16 protein-coding genes are annotated in these 16758 nt (G+C 46.5%); 3 read left to right on the top strand and 13 right to left on the bottom strand.

Annotated elements, in window-relative coordinates:
* Window positions 1-42: 42 nt before the first annotated feature.
* The 5 genes from thiL to WC647_01690 form a co-directional block, all read right to left on the bottom strand.
* The gene (gene thiL, locus WC647_01710; GenBank protein ID MFA6221009.1) at window positions 43-1047 is read right to left on the bottom strand and encodes a thiamine-phosphate kinase; all 1005 of its coding nucleotides are present in this window, start codon (window positions 1045-1047) and stop codon (window positions 43-45) included.
* 51 nt (window positions 1048-1098) lie between these two features.
* Complete coding sequence (gene thiE / locus WC647_01705; GenBank protein ID MFA6221008.1) at window positions 1099-1773, bottom strand: thiamine phosphate synthase; 675 nt, start codon at window positions 1771-1773, stop codon at window positions 1099-1101.
* Entirely contained in the window at window positions 1770-2576 is an 807-nt protein-coding gene (gene thiM, locus WC647_01700; protein MFA6221007.1) for a hydroxyethylthiazole kinase, read from the bottom strand. The genes thiE and thiM overlap by 4 nt, the downstream gene beginning before the upstream one ends.
* A gap of 49 nt (window positions 2577-2625) precedes the next feature.
* Window positions 2626-4017: a radical SAM/SPASM domain-containing protein gene (locus WC647_01695; GenBank protein ID MFA6221006.1), complete on the bottom strand. Its 1392-nt coding sequence runs from the start codon at window positions 4015-4017 to the stop codon at window positions 2626-2628.
* Between the two features lie 191 nt (window positions 4018-4208).
* Window positions 4209-5387, bottom strand: coding sequence for an 8-amino-7-oxononanoate synthase (locus WC647_01690; protein MFA6221005.1), 1179 nt, complete (start codon window positions 5385-5387; stop codon window positions 4209-4211).
* A 101-nt stretch (window positions 5388-5488) separates the two neighbouring features.
* On the opposite strand from WC647_01690, the gene WC647_01685 reads away from it, so the two are divergent.
* Window positions 5489-6334: an MBL fold metallo-hydrolase gene (locus WC647_01685; GenBank protein MFA6221004.1), complete on the top strand. Its 846-nt coding sequence runs from the start codon at window positions 5489-5491 to the stop codon at window positions 6332-6334.
* A gap of 11 nt (window positions 6335-6345) precedes the next feature.
* Here the strand turns inward: WC647_01685 and murJ are convergent, their stop codons facing one another.
* Complete coding sequence (gene murJ / locus WC647_01680) at window positions 6346-7929, bottom strand: murein biosynthesis integral membrane protein MurJ (GenBank protein ID MFA6221003.1); 1584 nt, start codon at window positions 7927-7929, stop codon at window positions 6346-6348.
* 42 nt (window positions 7930-7971) lie between these two features.
* Window positions 7972-8892, bottom strand: coding sequence for an LD-carboxypeptidase (locus WC647_01675; GenBank protein ID MFA6221002.1), 921 nt, complete (start codon window positions 8890-8892; stop codon window positions 7972-7974).
* Window positions 8893-8979: 87 nt separating this feature from the next.
* Here WC647_01675 and WC647_01670 point away from each other — a divergent pair, with 87 nt between their 5' ends.
* Complete coding sequence (locus tag WC647_01670; protein MFA6221001.1) at window positions 8980-9342, top strand: response regulator; 363 nt, start codon at window positions 8980-8982, stop codon at window positions 9340-9342.
* Between the two features lie 6 nt (window positions 9343-9348).
* Here WC647_01670 and WC647_01665 read toward each other — a convergent pair whose 3' ends face one another.
* The 4 genes from WC647_01665 to WC647_01650 form a co-directional block, all read right to left on the bottom strand.
* Complete coding sequence (locus WC647_01665; GenBank protein ID MFA6221000.1) at window positions 9349-9810, bottom strand: tRNA (cytidine(34)-2'-O)-methyltransferase; 462 nt, start codon at window positions 9808-9810, stop codon at window positions 9349-9351.
* 73 nt (window positions 9811-9883) lie between these two features.
* The gene (locus tag WC647_01660) at window positions 9884-11206 is read right to left on the bottom strand and encodes an alkaline phosphatase family protein (protein ID MFA6220999.1); all 1323 of its coding nucleotides are present in this window, start codon (window positions 11204-11206) and stop codon (window positions 9884-9886) included.
* Between the two features lie 17 nt (window positions 11207-11223).
* Window positions 11224-12099, bottom strand: a complete 876-nt coding sequence (locus WC647_01655) for a PHP domain-containing protein (GenBank protein ID MFA6220998.1) — start codon at window positions 12097-12099, stop codon at window positions 11224-11226.
* A gap of 35 nt (window positions 12100-12134) precedes the next feature.
* A complete protein-coding gene (locus tag WC647_01650; GenBank protein ID MFA6220997.1) occupies window positions 12135-13496 on the bottom strand; it encodes an aminotransferase class I/II-fold pyridoxal phosphate-dependent enzyme in 1362 nt (453 codons plus the stop codon).
* 206 nt (window positions 13497-13702) lie between these two features.
* Between WC647_01650 and WC647_01645 the strand changes: the two genes are divergently transcribed.
* Entirely contained in the window at window positions 13703-15241 is a 1539-nt protein-coding gene (locus WC647_01645; protein MFA6220996.1) for an NFACT family protein, read from the top strand.
* A gap of 68 nt (window positions 15242-15309) precedes the next feature.
* On the opposite strand, the gene WC647_01640 is transcribed toward WC647_01645, so the two are convergent.
* Window positions 15310-15648 carry a hypothetical protein gene (locus tag WC647_01640; protein ID MFA6220995.1) on the bottom strand — a complete coding sequence of 113 codons (339 nt, stop codon included), beginning with the start codon at window positions 15646-15648 and terminating at the stop codon, window positions 15310-15312.
* Window positions 15649-15680: 32 nt separating this feature from the next.
* Window positions 15681-16709 (bottom strand): sulfite exporter TauE/SafE family protein, encoded by a 1029-nt coding sequence (locus WC647_01635; protein MFA6220994.1) that lies wholly within the window; start codon window positions 16707-16709, stop codon window positions 15681-15683.
* Between the last annotated feature and the right edge of the window lie 49 nt (window positions 16710-16758).

Raw genomic sequence — 16758 nt, 5'->3', positions numbered from 1 at the left:
TTTTTTTGGAGGTTGAGAAAATTAAATATTCATTTCAGATCACTATGATCTGAAATGATCCCACCCCTTGGGTCTGATGGAGATCTTTTCACCTGAAACTTTCGACAGGGTAATGCCGGGCTCTGAAACAAACTCGCCTATTTCAGTTAGCGTCCACCCATCGGTAGCGGCGAATTGGGCGAGTTGATGGAAGTTTCCTTTATCAATAGCGGCAAGCAGGACATAGTCTTCTCCCCCGTTGAGAACCCAGTCGAAAGGATTGACGGCCAGTTCTTGAGCGAGCTTTTTCAAGGGCCCGGAAACAGGAATTTTGTCCTCAAAAATAATCGCTCCAACTCCCGATTGTTCGCATATGTGGCCAAGATCCGAACTAAGGCCATCTGAAATATCTATGGCTGCATGACAAACATGAGATTGCGCGAGTTTTCGACCTTCCTGAATGTGTGGTCTTGGATTCAGATGCGCGTCAATAAGTAAAGATGTCTCGTAAGAAGGGAGTGAGGTAGACTTGCGAAGCGACTCTAAACCGGCTGCTGAATCTCCCAATCTACCGGTTACGGCGATTATATCTCCAGGCCGGGCGCCATTCCGAAACAGTACTTCCCGTATTCCTACCAACCCGGTTACAACTACGTTTATGACCAGATCAGATAAAGAATGGGTCGTGTCACCCCCGATCACGCTCACCTCAAACCTGTCTGCCAGGCTGGCCATTCCCACGTAAAAATCTTCCAGCCATTCAATGCCTAGCCTGTCAGGAATGGCCAGACTGACAAAAGCCTCTTTTGGAATCCCGCCGCAGGCGGCAATATCGGAAAGGTTCACGGACAAAGCCTTCGATCCCAACGTTTGCGCTGACTGCCAATCCAGAAGGAAATGAGTCCTTTCTATCAGCAGATCGGTGGTGACAAGAAGATTCGTGTCCCCGGATATCCGAATTACAGCGCAGTCATCTCCGATACCCTTTACTATCCCGCTGTCATGAGTCGTAAGGAGACGAGCTATCCTGTCAATAAACCCAAATTCTCCCAGATCCTTTAGTTTCATGTAAAACAAATTTTCAGGAATAGAAATGTCAGGAAGCCTGTTTAGGTGTAATCAAAAGTTGACTTTCCTGATTATGGTTTTTGCTTGCGCTCGCTTCGCACCCCTGACTTTTTCTACCAGACTCATTGTAGAGGCCATGGGATCATCGGCCGAAACTATTGCGCTAACTACTGCGACGCAATTTAATCCCGCAAGGACAACTTCAGACGCGTTATCGAATCCAATGCCCCCTATTCCAACAAGGCAGGCTGATGTTACCGATCGCGCCGCTCGCACCCCCTCTGTTCCCCAAGGTCTTGAGATGTCTTCTTTAGTGGATGTGAAGAAAACTGGGCTAATAGCGAAATAATCAACCAAATCCTGAGCTTCTTCTGTGAGGTCAGATAAATCATTTACAGACCAGCCTATTATTTTATCTGGTCCAAGCATTTTTCTGGCAATTTTTATTGGTAAATCGGTTTGGCCAAGGTGGACTCCGTCGGCGTCAACAGCGAGGGCCACATCCAGACTGTCATTGATAATCATGGGGATATCGTGCTGCGCCAGGAAATCCTTGATTTTGACAGCTTCAGAAATGAAATCTCCAACGCTCAGGTTTTTCTCTCTAAGCTGGACAACCGATATGCCCCCATCAACTGCCGCTTCAACAATTTGAAGATTAGTCCTGCCTCGAGACAGGGCTGTATCAGTGACGAGGTACACATCCCAGGAGTCAACGTTCGTCATACGCTCTCAATCCTTGCGCCAAGTTCTACGTCCCTGCATGTCACATGATGAAGCTCATCCAAAACCTGAACCCAGAAGGATCCTGGTCCTGCTGCTTTCACAGAAGCTTTTTCCGCCACAACCTTGAAAAAACCAAGCGCTCCAGCGCTCGCAAGAAGAGCGTCCTGTTCAACAGCCAGGAATGCCGCGACTATTACGCTCGCTGCGCATCCTGTTCCAGTGACGCATGAAGTGAGGGATGATCCTCCTGATATGACAACTGATCTCAAGCCATCTGTTACAAAGTCAGTAAGGCCAGTTACCGCTACAACAGTTCCGAGCGACGCAGCTAGACCCGACGCTGCTTCCATGGCGTCCTCAGTGGTGTTAACAGAGTCAACCCCTCGAGCGCCATACCCAGCCTGAGCGATGGACAAGATCTCCGAAGCGTTTCCTCTGATTACTGTTGGAGTGGCAAACCGGGCTATGTTGCTCGCCGTACTCGTTCTTAATTTGGTTGCGCCGGAGCCTACCGGATCGAGCACGAAAGGCTTTCTCTTTGCTATGGCCATGTGCGCTGCTGATTCCATAGATTCTATCCACGCGTTGGACAAAGTCCCGATGTTAATAACTAGGGAGTCCGAGATGGCGGATATGTCTTCGATTTCTTCTAAAGCGTGAGCCATTATCGGTGAGGCGCCCATAGCCAAAAGAACATTGGCCGTAGAATTCATGACCACGAAATTTGTAATACTGTGCACTACCGGTCGAGTTTGCCGAATTTGAACCAGCAAAGAACCAGCCTTTTTAGCTATATCTCTCATCTTGCGTCCACCTCCTTATATATCACTAATACACTTACCATTTAGGCGTTCACGTCCGTGTAGAACTCTTGGCGTCACCATTGCAAAATTGGCGATTCTCATACAATTTTAGACGCTTTTTATAATATGACCACAGTGGTCTATATGAGCCCGGAATTGAACCTCTCTGCTCAAAACCACGGATTATTTTCGCCGCGTTGTCAATTTTCTCATCATAAGACATCTGAGCCCTGTTCTTTTGATATTCCCGAATTTCAGGATACATCACCATCGGAATGCAGCCAGTTGAACAATGTTCAAATACCCTGGAAATTCTATTGTAAATCTCAGAAAACGGTTCGTCTTTGATGTTCCCAAAAGTAACTTCACTTACTTCGCAGGGTTGAACATCTCCTGTGGATGTAATAAAAAGATATTCAAACCTGCATTGACATCCAAGAGCCTGGTCCTTTTCGAGCCAGGTGGATAGGCCGCTTATCGGGGGGTGGTCGACATATCTTGGATCCGCGTAAAGCTCTTTTTGAAGATTGGCAAGAACTGTGCTGTGCGCCAAAACTCCCCGGCATGCTTCTCTTCCAGAAGGCTTTTTCTCCATCAAACGGATTTCCGCTACACCTAGATCCTTTGCAAAATCATAATATTTCTTAAAATTTTCGGGTTCCAAAAGATCCTCGGGAGGCACTAGCGAAAGACAGGTGTACACACCTGCCTTCTGAAAAGATTCTACTGCCCTGCAGGCGTTATCAAAGGCTTTGGGCGTCCCTCTGAATCCATTATGAACTTCAGGGTTGAAATGATCGAGACTCACCCAGGCTCCAAACAATCCATTGTCTTTTAACTCACTAGCTCGATCATCCGTCACACCGTAACCTGTTGTAAACATCCACAGACATGTTTCCGGGCTCACATGCTTGACCAGTCTCAGAAAACGGTCATATCTATACATGGGCTCGCCACCGTGCAGAATTATCATGGGGACGCCGGTCGCCTCCACCGCTGTGATGGTTTTCTTCAGTAGTTCTTCATCAAGATCCGTCTTTGTGACTCTACGAGCGTTGGTCGAGCAAAAGGGACAAGAATAAGGACAACAATTGGTGGTAGATATTGAGACGATTCCAGAGGGCATTTCAGTCATGTCGAGGTTGTTAACGTAATTCTTGAGACGTTTGTTGAAGGCCTCTGATGGATATGGAGGGAATGTGCTGTCAAGAATGGTTTTGTCCCCAAACCTCACCATTCTTCTAAATCGAAGAACAGTGTACTCCAGGAAAGACAGTTTAACGAAGTTAAACAAGTCGTCATTGATATTAAGGCCCTTTCGCCGTCTAATCGCCACGTTCCCAGGGTCCCTAAGAACTTTCAACGCTGTGGAAAAGATGCTCCCAACCATTTTAAACTTGTCGAGACCAGTCACATTTGAGGTAATTCTCGTTTCCGCCATAAATAGACTCCGTTTCAGAAAGCTAACGCTCCGAGGGTTTGCGCTAACTGCCTAAGGTTTGGAATATCTTTTCCCTCTGAGAAATAATCTGTAAAGAATAAAGCTATTTTGATTCCCCTGCAAGCCGGTTGATAACAGCCGGTTGATAATCAGGATGGCCTGGCAATGGGTTTACTCTCATAATTCGATGGTTATTTTTCCAACCCGGAGAAAAGAGAATCAATTATGTTATATGCTTTTTCAATATCTTCAATAGTATGGGCGCTCATGAGAGTAAGCCTCAGTCTTGCCGAACCCTCATAAACAGATGGATATCTTATCCCTTGAACAAACAATCCCCTGTTTAAACACAATCCGCTCATCTTCATCGTCAGGTCGGAACGACCTACTGGGATAGGCTGGATGTGGCTCGGATTCCTTCTGGCGGGGAAAATTTGTTTCAACTTTTTGTCCATAATTTCCACATTTCTTTTTAACAAAGCGCGCCGAAGGGCGCCTTCAGAAGAAGTTATTATTTCGAGGGATTTGAGCGCAGCCGCGGAAACCGCTGGACTGGGAGCTGTGGTGAAAATGAAAGATCTGGCTCGATTTATCAGAATATCAATCAAATCTCGACTACCAGCCACATAAGCGCCACTTACTCCCGTTGCCTTTCCTAACGTTCCCATGTGAACATCAGGGTCAACCTCAAGCTCTGCGCACAACCCCTCTCCCGATGGACCATAAATCCCGGTGGCGTGAGCTTCATCCACGACCAAAAGGGCGCCGTATTTTAGGCACAAACTAGAGAGTTCCCTAAGCGGAGCATGATCACCATCCATTGAAAACACTGATTCAGTCACCAGGATTTTTCGCCGGAACCCCTGTTTTCTTAACGCGTCCTCCGCCATGTTTATGTCAACATGTTTGTAGACAGAAATTGTAGCCCTGGAAAGTCTCGCTCCATCTATGATGCTGGCGTGGTTCAACTCATCTGATATGATTAGGTCACCAGTATCGGTCAGGGATGTCAAGATACCGATATTGGCCTGATAGCCGCTGCCGAAAACCAACGCGGCTTCTGTCTGTTTCCATTTCCCGATGAATTCTTCAAGCTCACGATGACTGGGGCAATTTCCCGCTATTAGACGAGAAGCGGTAGACCCTACTCCGTGGATTTGAGCAGCCCGAGAGAATGCTTGTAATATCTCAAGGTTCCCAGCTAAGCTTAAGTAATTGTTGCTGGAAAAGTTAAGAGCATGTTGACCGTCCACTTCAATAAACCTGCCCGGAAAACCTGAAACCTCAGGCATTTTACGGAAAAGCCCTCTCTCATGCAGAGCTTTAATCTCATCGGACAGGCGCCAATTTTTTGACAGTTCTTTAAGCATATCGTGGACTCAAGCGATCCTTATATATATAATAATAAGTGGACCTAACCTAAAAAAATCTGGAGCAGTTGTTCGGATAATAACGGAGTCGAAATTGTAGCATGAAGATAAAATTTTGGGGAACCCGAGGTTCCATAGCTTCGCCAGGGCCGGACACAGTGATTTTCGGAGGTAACACAACTTGTGTTGAGATTATCACCAATTCAGGCTGCTGTGCCGTGATTGACGCAGGAACCGGAATAAGAGTCCTTGGTGATTCCTTGCTCAGGCGATCTCAAACAAGAACAATTCATCTATTTATGACCCATATTCATTGGGACCATCTGATGGGACTCCCTTTTTTCGCTCCTCTTTTTTATCCGGATTTCCATATCGTGGTCAATGGTTGCAAGAAGTGCTTTGAAGGCGTTCAGAAGGTTTTCGGTAGTGACTATATCGATGGAACATGGCCTGTTTGTTTTCAGGATCTCAAGGCGAGAATCGATCCTCCCGGCGATTCGCCTATGGCGATTATAACTCTGGACGATGTGCTGGTGGAGCCACACCGATTGCAACACCCTCAAGGTGGTTTAGGGTTTAAATTTGTTGAGAATGGCAAGAAATTTGTGTTTCTTACGGACAATGAACTTAGCCATGATGGCTGGGAAGGAACCCGATTCAAGGATTTTGTGAATTTTTGTCGTGATGTTGACACTCTGGTTCACGATTGCCAATATTTTCCCGAGGAATCCAAGAGTCGACATGGTTGGGGACATTCAGACACGGACACTGTGGCCAGATTGGCCGTTGAGGCAGGTGTGAAAAAACTTTTGCTTTTTCACCATGATCCTTGGCGCACCGACCACGGGATGGAGCAAATAATTGGAAGATGCAGGGAAGAGCTTGACCGACTTAATTCAGGAACCTTGGTGGACGCTGCTCGTGAAGGTTCAACATTTTCGTTATAAAAGCCCTTTACTCAACGTTTTAATATCGACCTGATTGACCCTATCTGCTCACACTTGAACAAGAAAGCTGACATTCCATAAATTACTAGACCTATGAGTTCGCACATTCCCAAAATGATCAAGTTCTTCACGGTCAATCCCTGAGCCCAAGACCCAAAATCCATAAGAAAAACCAGAAATGTACCCATTATAAAAGAGGACGCCGTAATCTTGGCGATTGAGATGACGAATTCTTGAGTTTCAAACCAGGTTATCCTTTTTATCAAGATGACAAAAAGGATAACAAAATTTAACGCTGCAGCGATGGAAGTAGCAAGCGCCAGCCCCCCATGTTTCATGGGCCCCATGAGAAGCAGTCCAGCCCCCAGGTTTACTATCACAGCGCCTAAAGAAATCCATAAAGGGGTCTTGGTGTCTTTCAATGAGAAAAAAGCCTGCGTTACCACTTTGAGCCCCGAGAATGCCCAAAGTCCAACGCTGTACCATAATAGGGCATACGCTGTTTCAACGGTGTCTATGCGGGCAAAACGACCATGTTGAAACAACACCGATATGATAGGCTCACGCAGCACTATCAGAGCCACCGAAGAAGGGATTGTGAAAAACGCTATAAGGCGAAGGGAAAATGAAACAGATTCCCCCAAGCCTTTATAATCGCCTGCAGCGGCGAGCCGGGACATCGACGGAAGAACCGCGGAACCCAGAGCGATAGCGAACACTCCCAAAGGCAACTCCACCAATCTGTCAGCATAGTAAAGCCAGGAAACGCTACCGGATGGCAACAGTGACGCAAGCATTGTCCCGACCAAAACGTTGATCTGGTATACTGCGCCTCCGATCGCAGCCGGGACAAAAAGTCTACCCATCCGTTTCAATGGTGGATATCCAAAATGGAAGTCCGGTTTGAGCGAAAACCCTTCGGATAGCAGAAAAGGTATTTGAAGGATTAATTGCAGGATCCCTGCCAGGGTCACAGCCCATGCCAGGGCGTAGTACGGAGCCCATTCCGCTGATTTGGTTAGAATAAGGACTCCACTAATCATGGAAATGTTCAGTAGAATCGGGGCGGCCGCTGGAGCGGCAAATCGTCCAAGACTGTTCAATACTCCAGAAATAAGAGCGACAAGGGAAATAAAGAAAATATACGGAAACATTATTCTGGTTAATTGAATTGTTAGGTCGAGTTTACTTTGATCGTCAAAAAAACCTGGAGCAATTACACTTACAATTTGTGGGCTGAATAGAATCCCTGAGATGCTAATTAGACAAAGGATCACACTTGAAAAAGTTACGGCTATTCGGGCGAGCTTTACTCCTTCCTCCCTGCCGTTTTTCTGTAGAGTGTCCACAAAGGTCGGCACAAACGCGGCGGAAAGGGCGCCTTCAGCGAACAGGCGACGAAGTAGATTTGGGATTCGAAAAGCTACGAAAAACGCGTCGGCCCCGGGGCCTGCGCCCATAAAGATGGCAATAATCATGTCCCTGATAAATCCGGAGACTCGGCTAACGCTGGTCCAGAATCCTACTATCCCCGCTGCTTTTGTAATGAGTTTCTTTTCAGCGGCTACGAGGTTTTTAGTTGAGGGGGATTTCAAAATCGATAAGGTCTCCGGTGGGGCGATTGGACGCAAGTAGCATTAGACGCACCGTAGGGTCACGTGGCTCCCTGACGCTTCAAATTCCACGAGAGCGCCTACCGGCAAGGTAATATTGGGCAGAGCATGACCATGGGGGTAATTAGAAATTACCGGAATCCGGCGATATTCAGTGTATTCCATCACAATTCGCTCCGCTACAGCTTTTGAAGCTTCCGATTCATTCCCTGAAAAATGCCCGATTATTACGCCTCGGATGGACCCAAAAATTCCGGTGAGTTTCATCTGGGTGAGCATGCGGTCTATCTTATAAGCTGGTTCATTTACATCTTCAAGAAATAAAACACTATTGAGAAAGTTGGGACAGTAAGGGGTTCCCAGCAAAGAAACCAAAACCGAAAGGCAACCTCCAAGCAGATAGCCTTTGGTTTTTCCGGTTCGTAAAATTTTCAATTCTGAACTAAATTCCCCCATCATATCGAAACATTCTAAAGGTTCTGTGAGGGCGCGAATCATGAAGTCTTCAGAATCTCTATCCAGAACCTCACTAATTTGTCCGGCAAGCATTGGACCTGCAAGTGTCACCAACGAACAGTGGCGATGAACCGCCATAGATACCGCTGTCAAGTCACTCATTCCCATCAAGATTTTAGGTTGTGTCCTTATCGCTTGATAATCTATTTGAGGCAGAATTCGCATCGATCCGTACCCGCCTCTTGCGAAAAAAATTCCTTTAACGTCCGGATCTGATATCAAATTGTTAAGCCCGTCTGAACGCTCCTTATCAGGACCTGCCAGATATTCAAGTTGGTCATAAATGTTTGAGCCAAATTTAATTTTTAGGCCCAGTTTGTGAAAAAAGTTGACTCCTTTTTTCAGATTGGAAATATTGACGGGGCCTGAAACTGCCGCGACTCCAATCAAGTCTCCTTTTATTAAGGGTTTGGGAATTACATGTTTCACTTTTACTGTAGGCCCCTATTTTTTCTTGAATCAGTCATTGGTTGTTAACCCGATCTTGGGGTGATATTATTTCTTTTAGAGGAAAAGATGTCAGTAATTTTTCACATTGAAGACGAAAGTTCCGTAAGGCTTCTATACAAGGAGGTTTTTGAGGAACAAGGGTTCCAGGTAATACAGGCCAGAGACGCGGAAGAAGCCCTGAAAATGCTTAAAGGGTACAAACCGGACATAATAATTCTTGACCTTAAGATGCCTGGAATTGGAGGCAGAGGGTTTCTTGAAAGATTCAATCGTATGAAAATCAAGATTCCTCTAATAATTAGCACCGCCTACCCTTATTTCACCTGCGATCCCTCAATTCCCAGTGTTGACGCTTTTATTGTCAAATCCGGCGACATGACGGAACTTGTTAACAAAGTCAGAGAACTCGTTGCCAAAGGCAGGGCTTAACGTAAGTCAACCCGGAATGTGACCCAACTGCCTCAAGCCCTCGAAAACAACTATTCCTGCTGCTGTGGATAAATTAAGACTTCGCGTCTTCTGAAGATTGATAGGTATCCTGGCGATTCTTGCCGGGAACATGTCAAAGAGTTTCTGGGATAAACCCGATGTTTCAGGTCCAAAAAGGATGTGGTCCCAAGCGTTGAATTTCAGGTTGTAATAGACATCCCCCCGCTTTGATCCCGTAAGAATGATTTGGTCGCGATCGACTGATTCAAGATACTTTTCAAGATTTTCCCAGACGACCAGATCCACATTTTTCCAATAATCCAGCCCAGCTCTTCGTAAGCTTCTGTCATCAATGTGAAATCCAAGTGGTTTTATCAGATGTAGTCGAGCCCCTACCGCTACGCAAAGGCGACCTATGTTGCCGGTATTTGGGGGAATTTCCGGGTTGACCAGGACCACATTGAACATCCGAGTTTTTATAACCTCCCCACAAAACTACTAAAAAATTTGGAGCATCGCAGAAAATTACAGGCTGAACGGCTCAATTTACTGAGCCTCTTTTCCATGGGATCAACCCGCTTATGTCTGAAACATTGAATTTCGAGAAATCCTCATTGGTTTCCCGATCTCCAACAATGACAAAAGCGTCGTCCTGAGTATGCACACCGGTAAAGATGTCTTTTTGACACAAGCTGCTTGCGTTGATAGACGCTTTAACATCGTATCCAGGCCTGGGTGTTACGACGATATCAGGAGCAAATTCAAGACAGGGGCCCTGATAAATCTCCTCTTTGAGTTTTACTTCTGTGAATAGGGGCTCATTCAGGTTGGCGCCCAACCCGGAGGCCATTGGTCCCAAATCGGATATGCGGAACTGGATCAGGTCATTTTTCAGCCTAGCTCTGGTTTCGAGAGCTTGACTATCCGAAAGGAGACCAGTCCTGAATCTCGACTTTGAATTGATGTAAATCCTTGTGGGATCCATAGCAAACGCAAGAGAATTTGGGCTGACGCCTGAAATATCTCTCGCATCCATAGAATTCAGGCCCAGATATCCTCTCATCCTTAAAAGGTAGTTCAGATTGACCTGAAGCTTCAAGTCCGTGAATCCGTGATCAGACAGGATCACCTTGCGAGTCTTGGAGTCAAGCCTTGCTAAAAAGCGCGAGACAAAATCATCTACCTTTCGATAATAGAAAACTGATTCGGAATGATAGGGATGGGTATGGTTTTTCAAGGCGTCAAAAAGGAAATGATTCAACCTGTCAGTGCCTGTCACTACAAAAATGAAAATGTCCCATGGTTCCTTGGCCAGAGTAAAAACCACTTCTTCCAGCGCACGCAAGGTCGAAAAAAGATCTTCAATTAAGAAACGCTTATTCTGACGAGCCCTAACATTGTCAGTGTCGGTTCTGTATCCTTTAGATTTTAGCCAGGGTACCAGAGATGCCGGATGAACCGCCCTCTCGAATATGGGAGCTACAAAACCCGCTATCAAAACGCCATTGAGCGGTCTGGCCGGATAGGTGAAGGGCAGATTGACCACGACAGACCGTTTTTCAGGAAAGTTGTTCCATATTACAGGAACTCTGATGTCATCGAATGACGGAAGGGTTAACCTGATTGCATCTTTGGCTATATCCGTAAATCCGAAGATTCCATGATGTCCGGGATCCTTTCCTGTCATAAATGATGTCCAGGCCACACTGGAGATAGGGGGCCTACTGGAATCCATAGGACTAAAGATTCCATCGGCGGCCACTTTCTTCAGCCCAGGCATAATATCGAGATCAAAGAAGTTTCGTAACAGCGAGAACGGAACGCCATCGAGCCCTACAAAAACCATTTTGTTGAAGTCTGTCATAGATCAACCAGCAAGGGTTAGAAATCACTCAGTCTCTTTTTCATGTCTTCAAGCAGAGAATACGGTAGGGGAGGCCGATCGGGAAACAATCCAAGCTCAACTCCCGGTTTGTTGCCCCCATGATAGTCAGTTCCACCAGTGATCACCATGTCGAATTTGGAAGCGAGCCTCACGTACATTCTAGTTTGTTCCCTGGTATGTGTGGGATAATAGGCCTCGATCCCTCTCAATCCCATGTCGATAAGAGAAAGCAGAATTTCTTCAAAACGTTCTGGATCATTCTGATTCAGTGAGTATGGGTGAGCCATTACGGGTATTCCACCTGCGGATGAAATCAATTGTATAGCCTTGTAAGCCGGCAGCTTTACTTTGGGAACGTAAGCGCAGGCGCCTTTCCGTAAATATCTGTCGAACGCCTCTTGAATAGTCTTGACGTACCCTTTTCTAAACATCAGGTTGGCCACATGAGGTCTGCCAGGAACCCCTCCGGAAGCTGCCTTTTTCACCTCTTCATCTCTGATGAAAACGTTCTGGGCCAAGAGCTTTGACAGGATTTTGGCAATCCTGGAACGTCTCTCAATTCTTAGGAAGTTCAAAGACTTCTGCAGATCTGAGTTGTCAGATTTTACAAAAAACCCGAGAACATGAAGAATCCCCAAATCATAATCCGCACTGATTTCTACTCCTGGAACAATTTCAAGGTCTAGTTCGAGATTGCGAACAGCCATCAAGGCGGGTTCAATGCCGTCCAGAGTGTCGTGATCCGTAATGGCGACCGCCCTAAGGCCGATGGTAGCCGCGTACTGAACCAGCTCTTCAGGTGTCATGGTACCATCGGACATTGATGTGTGGACGTGCAGGTCTATAGATGGGCCTGGGGTAAAACGCGCCAAAGATTTAATATGCTTAATAGAAACTCTCCTAAAAACTAAGGGCGTCGCTCAAGAACTTCATTAACAGCGGCTGACAGAACATTCCATATTCGGTCCGTCCATTCGAGTGATTCTGGTTTCATGAGTACGCTTCTAAGACATGTTATATGATCTTGATTCCATTCAAAATCCTTCCAGTGGCCTTCGAACAGACTTCTGGGCAGATTTGCTTTTGCCAGATGGAGCTGCTTTTGCGCAGCCGTTTCAAAAACAAGGTCGGCAAGTCTGGAAGCGTCTGACGCCGAGTGCGACTTGACTGCCCAGACCACAATGTCCAACTCGGGCCGAGGCCCTGTCATGAATCTTGAATCAGATTCAATTCTTTCAAAAAAATTAAGAGCGGCTAAACGGCATTTAAGAAGATCCCCGGCAAATTCGCCTCCCTTGACCATTGGAAGCATCTTCTGGGTGGCCCATAAAGCCACAGCCGATGATCCCGGCCTTGAACACTCCAGGCTAATTTCCCCTAGGTGAAGTTCGGATGAAGTAAAATAGGTGTAAGGGGAGTCGTGCTTGTAATAAACGCCTACCGATGGGTCCTTAAAGATCACACAGCCACAACCATAAGGTTGAAGCCCGTGCTTGTGGGGATCGATGACTATTGAATCCGCCTGACCCATCGCATCGTACGCCTTACGGATTTCAGAGGGGAGGTCTTCCAACAAAATGAAATAACCTCCGTAAGCCGCATCGACATGAATTCTGAATCCATAAAATCGCTGCAGTTCAAGTATCTCAGGTAACGGATCTATCGATCCTGTGGCTGTAGTGCCTAGCGTGACGACTACTGTTCCGACATTGCCCTGGTCAAGGCGTTGCTTTAAGGCGGAGACGCTCATTTTAGCTTTGTCATCCGCACGGACCGAATCAAAAGGTATTTTCAAAACAGAACAGATTCTGGAATGAGTATAGTGGGCCTGCTCAGAAGCAAGAACCACCTGGTCCGGTTTCAGGCGGCCGGAAATCCACAGCGCTTCGAGATTCGCCATTGTCCCGCCACTACAAAGGTGCCCGACAAAGGAGTCCCACCCAAACATTTTAGCGATCTGGGCTACAGCTTCCTTCTCCATGGCGGAGCTTGCGCGACCTCCATCGAGGGCATGGTTATTTGGATTTATCCATAAGGACAAGATGTACGCCAGCCGAGCGACAGGGTGCGGAGGTTTCAGCATTTGGCCAATATAATACGGATGATGATAAGGATAATTGTCCTTCATTCGGGACGCCGCCTCATTTAGGACTTCCTGTATTGATTCAATCTGTATTATTGGCGTAAACTCGGGCAATTCAGCGAATCCCGATTCCAGGATCTTCAAGGCTTCCGGAAGTAGTTCAATGGTTCTGGTTTCCAATGTCATTGGGATTCCCTTTTAAAAAAGGTCAAGTAGCATGTTTAGGCTGCCAGTCAAAAAGATAACGGCTCTTTATGGCTTGATCGGAGCCCAATCGATTGAAATTCTACGATAATCATTAACAGACGCCCCTGCGCCTGTCAAACAGCGTGACTGTGCCCGGCTTTAGTGTAAGCGCCGAACAAGGTTTGATAATGAAAGGATTTTAATGAATGGAATTGGCTACGATTCAAAAAGTGGTAGCCGAACTCAACGCTGAACTTGTCGGAGCCATGATTTCTAAAATTTTCCAACCTCTTCCTCGAGAACTTGCTCTTAAACTGTATTTACCGGGTAGAGGGGAAAGACGACTCATGTTGAGCGCTGATCCGCAACGTGGCAGAATACATCTGACAACTCTGAGGATACCAAATCCGCCGAGGCCACCCCGATTTTGCGCCTTTCTGAGGGCCCATCTCTCAAACGCGAGAATAACGCGGTTTTCATGCCTTAGTGATGATAGAATTGTAACCATTTCATGCGAAATGGGACCTCGAGAAGCCAGATTGAAACGCAATTTAACTCTGGAGTTGTTAGGCCGAGACTCCAATATTATTTATATAGACGCGGACAAAAACTTGATTTTGGACTGTCTCCACCATATTCCAGACAAAGCCGATGGAAAGAGAGCCGTATATCCTGGCCTGAACTACCAGCTTCCCCCAAAAAAAACAAACGAGAGGTCCCCTTCAGTTAGTAAACGTACATTTCTCGAAACGGTTGATCCTATTCCTGGATCAACTACGCCAAGAGCGCCATCGTTGTTGACCGAGTCTGGACAAATCGAAGTCGTTATGCCTTCTCCGACCAATGATCGGGTTGACGCCTTTTACAGTAGTCTGCTCACCGGCGCGTTAATCGAAAATTTTCGACGTGAGGTTTCTCGACCTGTGCGTTCAAAAATCCGTTCATTAGAAACCCGAAGTCGTAAAATAGAGAAAGACATCGAACGACTGGAAAAATATACTCAGCATGGAAAATCCGGCGAACTTCTCAAAACCGTTTTGGGTAGTGTTCGAAAAGGCGCTTCAAATGTCGACGTGATTGATTGGGAGACTGGTGAGACGGTCAATGTTCCCCTTAACCCAGCCTTGGCGCCAGTGGCGAACATGCGGAGGTTTTTCGCTCTCTCGGCAAAAGGCAAGCGAGGAATTCTTACTGCCAAGGATAGGCTGGAACGTACTTTGGAAGAGAAGAGGGCGCTGGAGGATCTACTATTTTTTGTTGAAGAAGCTCAAACTCAGGAAGAACTGGAATCCTTGTCTTCAGAAACAAATGTGAATCGAAAAATTGATCACGGTTCCCCTCAGGGCCAAAAGAGGAAGAAACCTATTCACCGTTCCCAACCACCTGTTCGTGAGTACGTCAGTCCATCAGGCCTAAAAGTGTTTGTCGGCAAAAGTTCGTTGGGCAACGATTTTATTCTCAGGAACAAAGCTCACGAAGGGGACACATGGTTCCATGTCAAGGACGCTCCAGGTTCGCACGTCGTTCTGACCTCCAGGACCATCGTGGAACTTGCTATTACTGACCTGCTGTATTGCGCGTCACTAGCCGCCCTTCATTCCAGATTGAAGAATTCGGTAAAAGCAGAGGTAATTTACACTGATGTCAAAAATGTGTTCAGGGTAAAAGCAGGACCGCCGGGGCAAGTCACGGTAAGGGATTACAAGACATTGATCGTTAATTTGGGAGAAAAGGCTGTAAATTAGGGGCAAGTGAGAATTGGGCCCGCATGAGGATCCATTCAGGATATCATGCGGACCCTGTTATGATGTGTTTATTTTTTCATGATGTCTTGTCTTGTTACGTTCATTATCCTTATTGCCTTATTCTTGCCGTCCACAACTTTATAGGCAATCCTGACGACATCTCCGGGAACCGCCTGTTTACCGATGAGTGCGTCTGACAGGTCGAAAACCAGTGTCTTACCCGTTGGACTGCCATATTTATTCTGCGGAGTAATCTTTAAGTCATATTCCTCAACGGTTATCATTTTGGTGTTCAGGTCATTGGTTACGGTTTTGCCCTGTAATACTTCCGCTGCCATTGCGGGAAGCGCCAGAAGGAGAAGAGTCAAAACGCAACCGATATAATACAAGCAAAGTCTCTTTTTCATTTTTACCTTACCTCGTTATCTGATGCGGCCTGTTAGACCTGATGAGAAGCGGCCTTCTTTTCCCGCAATTCTTTGGCCGCGCCACTAAACATTATCCAGCAAATGTAGACACAAATGCTTCCTACCGCTCCCAATATCAGCACTGTAGCTGCTGTATCGATTTTGTACTGCTTAAGAATTATGGAAACCATACACGCTAGAACCGCCAGACCAAAAGCGACACGAATGCCATATCCCTTGGCGTATTTTGTGGCGACGGTTCCTATCTGGGCCCCAATTGCCGCGCCGAGCAGCATTACGAAAACAGCGTAGATTTCAATTCGGCCTTTGGCTCCATAAGTGAATGTTCCGTAGAGTCCGGAAATCATAACCTCGAACAGATCTGTTCCGACCGCTATATGTGTCGGACAGCCAATCAGGTAAACGAGGGCGGGCATGCGAATCAACCCACCACCGATTCCCAGGAACCCTGCCAGTATACCTGTGAGGAAACTCACCATAATCGGCAGCCAGGCCGAACAGGTAAATCCCGCTGTTTTAAAATGAACCATTGGGGGTATCTTGATCCGATGGAGTGTCTTATACCAGGTGATACCTTCGGCTCCGCGCTCTCCAATATCTCCAGCTTTCCTTTTCTTGTCCGCTTTGTAATAATCATAGAAAACCATAATACAAATTAGGGCGAGGAGTACGATATATGCCCATCGGACAACCGGACCCACCTGGCCTAAGCGCTCAAGGTACATGACTATCTGAGCGCCGATTTCTATACCGATAACCGTTCCTACGATCATTATAAGTCCCAACTTATAATCGACATTTCCAAACTTAGCATGTCGAAATGTTGAGATCATCGATTTACCGGCTATATGCGCTATATCCGTCCCGATTGCGAAAGCCATCGGGAAACCCAGGATGTTTAGACCGGGAGTAACCATCCAGGCGCCGCCCATTCCAAAGAATCCGCCGATACATCCTACAGAGAAGCCTATCAAGACCAATCCAGGCCAGAATATATCTACGCCTGAAATGGGCATATACATGGTGTACCATTCCAACATTTCATTCCTCCTAGCTGATGCTTTTTACGGTGATTCCCAGTGAAATCGG

The organism is Desulfomonilaceae bacterium (assembly GCA_041662605.1).
GTDB lineage: Bacteria > Desulfobacterota > Desulfomonilia > Desulfomonilales > Desulfomonilaceae > CAJBEZ01.
This window is presented reverse-complemented; position numbering and strand designations above follow the sequence as displayed.